The organism is Hymenobacter sp., assembly GCF_035709525.1.
In the GTDB taxonomy this organism is placed as follows: Bacteria; Bacteroidota; Bacteroidia; order Cytophagales; family Hymenobacteraceae; genus Hymenobacter.
Map to the genome: position 1 here is coordinate 1 of NZ_DASTEP010000085.1, position 2,974 is coordinate 2,974.

3 protein-coding genes are annotated in these 2,974 nt (G+C 66.8%); all 3 read right to left on the reverse strand.

Translation table 11 applies throughout. The features are described from left to right. Positions 1-81 precede the first annotated feature (81 nt). Positions 82-960, reverse strand: a complete 879-nt coding sequence (locus tag VFO93_RS07450; protein WP_325133724.1) for a DUF481 domain-containing protein — start codon at positions 958-960, stop codon at positions 82-84. Positions 961-987: 27 nt separating this feature from the next. Beyond that, the gene (locus tag VFO93_RS07455) at positions 988-2,109 is read right to left on the reverse strand and encodes an AMP-binding protein (RefSeq protein WP_325133725.1); all 1,122 of its coding nucleotides are present in this window, start codon (positions 2,107-2,109) and stop codon (positions 988-990) included. Positions 2,110-2,373: 264 nt separating this feature from the next. Next, entirely contained in the window at positions 2,374-2,823 is a 450-nt protein-coding gene (locus VFO93_RS07460; RefSeq protein ID WP_325133726.1) for a hypothetical protein, read from the reverse strand. Between the last annotated feature and the right edge of the window lie 151 nt (positions 2,824-2,974).

Here is a 2,974-nt window from a genome sequence, read left to right on the forward strand (position 1 = left end):
GATGCTTCGACTGCGCTGCGCTCCGCTCAGCATGACGACCGTTCCCATCCACTCATCCAAAAAACCACTCATCCGCTCATCCTATTTTCCCGCCACGTAAGTGAAGCCCAGCGTGAGGTTGCCGTTGCCGGGGGCGCGGCCCTCCACGGCGATGCTTTCGTAGGAGTAGGTGTAGGCGGCGGTGAGGGCCAGGTGGCGGCTCACGGTGAAATTGAGGCCGCTGGTGAGGTTGAGGCGGTAATCGCCGAGGTAGTCTTGCAAGGAAGGCTGGTAGTAGACTAGGCCCGTGAGCACCACCGGGCCCTTGCCGGTGCGCAGCTTGAGACGCGTGGAGCTGCGCGGCACCTGCCGCAGCAGGCCGTTTTGGTAAGCGGTGTATTCGTAGAGAAAAAACTGGCTGACGCTGACCTCGTTCTTGAGCGTATCGACGTAGAGCTGGTAGCCCGCGCCCGCGCCGGTCACGAAGCGGCGGTCGATGGCGCGCAGGTTGCTGCGCTCGGCGTTGCCGAGCAGGTAGTACTTCACGCGCCCGCGCTGGTAGGTGGGCGTGAGCAAACCCACGAGCTCGCGCTCGTTGAGCAAGCCGTTTTGCCGGCCGTAGCTGAAGGTAAACGCCGTGGGCAGCAGCCAGTTTTCGCTGAGCTTGAAGTTGCCGGTGTGGCTGGTGGTGAAGTACGTGCGCTCGACGGTGCCCGTGGTGTAGATGCCCGTGATGGTGGCCGTGTAGCGGGTGCCGCTGTTCTTCACGGTGTAGGTTTCGAACTCCGACGAGGGCAGCCCGCCCGCCGCCGTGGTGGAGGGCGCTACCACGGGCGCGGCCGCCGTGTCGGCCTTGGTTACGGTGTTTTGGGCCAGGGCCGGGCCGGCCGCCCAGCAGCTTAGTAGCCCAGCCGCCGCGCCCACGCGCCAGCTTAAAAAGCGCGTTAAGGCCCCGTTTTTAATCAATTTTGGTTTGTTCATTACCGGCAAAAGTACCGGCCTGGTCGGTTACTGCCCGGCCGTAGGGGTTTCGGCCCGGCGCAGGGTAGCGCCCCGGTCGAGCTTGCCCGAGGCCGTGGCCGCGAAGGCCGGCACGTAGTGAAACGCCCTCGGTACCTCATATTTATCGAGCTGCTCGGCGAGCAGGGCGCGCAGCCTTTGCTCGGCGGTAGCGGGCAGCGGCGGGCCTTCGAGATAGGCCGTTACGGCCTGGCCCAGGCGCTCGTCGGGGCGGCCGGCCACGAAGGTGCGGCGCGGCTCACCCAGCTCGGCCAGGGCCACATCGAGCACCAGCTCCACCTTTTCGGCCTGCACCTTCACCCCGCCCGAATTGATAATGAAATCGACCCGGCCCAGCCAGTCGAACGTGTGCTTGTCGAGGAGCGCGATGCGGTCGTTGGTGACGATGAGCTCGTCGTTGGTGACGTCGCCGCGCACCGTGAGGCAGCCGCGCGCATCCTGGCCCAGGTGCAGGCCGGGCAGCACGCGGTAGTAGCCGCTGGCGGCAGGGCCGTTGAGGCGGCGCAAAGCCACGTGCGAGGCCGTTTCGGTCATGCCGTAGGTGAGGTACACCGGCACGGTGAGCTGCTGAATCTCGGCCAGTAAGCTGGATTCCACACCCGCGCCGCCTACCAAAATGGCCCGCATCTTATTAAGCTGCGCCGTGCGGCCGGCCGCCAGCACCGCCCGCAGCTGCAACGGCACGAAGGCCGCGAAATCAAACTCTGCCCCGGCCGGCAGCTCGGCCAGCGGGTCGGCGTGCGGCTCCACGATGGTGAGGCGCAGGTGGCGCTCCAGGCCGCGCACCACCATCATTTTGCCGCCGATAAACTCGCAGTTGAGGCACACCAGCGCGCGGTCGCCCGGCCCCAGGTCGAAGTAGTCGCCGGTGCGCGCCGCCGAGGCGGCCAGCTGCCGCCGCGTCAGGGTGATTACCTGCGGCTCGCCGGTGCTGCCCGAGGTGCGCTGCCCAAACTCCTGCGCCCCCAGCAGCCACTGCTGCACCAGCTCCAGCACCTTGGCCTCGTAGCCGTTGAGGCTGGCGGCCGGGTCGGGCGTTTGGCGAATGGCGTCGTAGCTGAATTCGCGGCCGTTGAGCAGGAGGGAGGTGGGGAGGTTGGGGGAAGGCATGGGGCAAAGTTATTGGCCGGGTAGGCGGGGCACTTGTTACCATACGTGCCCTAAAAGCCAACGGTCAACGAGCGGTTATCTACCCCGAACGGTAGCCTAGCCCCAGCGGGGCGACCCGTCGGTAGAAACTACCGGCAGAACACGCCAAGCCCCGTAGGGGCAACCCCGTCGTTTGGTTGGGTCGCCCCTACAGGGCTTCAATCCCTCGCCCATATTGATTACTACCGACGGGTCGCCCCGCTGGGGCTGGCGCGCAGACGTAGACTAGCTCAACAACCACGCCTGATACGCCGCCGCCGAAGGCGCGGTGCGCCAGCCCAGCAGCAGTAGCAAGGCGGCGTAAGTCGCCAGGTCGATGGGCTGCCGCGTGACCAGGTAGGCCGCCAGCAGCGGCAAACCCAGAAGCCCCAGCAAGCTGTTGCGCACGATGAGCCGGCTTTGGTAGAGGCGCATATTTTCCGCGTAGGGCCGCCGGATGTTGGGTTTAATGCTCTGGCACACTGCGTAGAGCACCACGCCCAGCAGCGGCAGCACCGCCGCCAGCGCCAGCAGCAGCGGCCAGGTAGCCAGCGCGGGGTTGATGGCGGCCGGCCCGGCCACCCGGCCGCGCCCCAGCAGCGCCGCGCTGCCCATCAGCAGCCCCTGCACCGCAAAATGCAGCCAGTGCCGCCGCCGAAAGCGCTGGATGTTGGCGTGGTACTCGGCGTTGGTCATGGCGGGTAGCGCGGGGGCTGAAGGGCAGCCTGGGGGCCGGCAAAGCCGAAGTTACGAGCGGCTGCCAGGTTGGCGCTCGGGGCGGGCTGCCGGCTTTTCGCCGGCTGTCCGCTCGTCGTTGGTACGGCCCATCAAGTAAAGAGCGGACAGC

Coding starts and splice junctions, on each gene's coding strand:
- VFO93_RS07450 (WP_325133724.1), bottom strand. CDS start 960: ATGAACAAACCAAAATTGATTAAAAACGGGGCCTTAACGCGCTTTTTA.
- VFO93_RS07455 (WP_325133725.1), bottom strand. CDS start 2,109: ATGCCTTCCCCCAACCTCCCCACCTCCCTCCTGCTCAACGGCCGCGAA.
- VFO93_RS07460 (WP_325133726.1), bottom strand. CDS start 2,823: ATGACCAACGCCGAGTACCACGCCAACATCCAGCGCTTTCGGCGGCGG.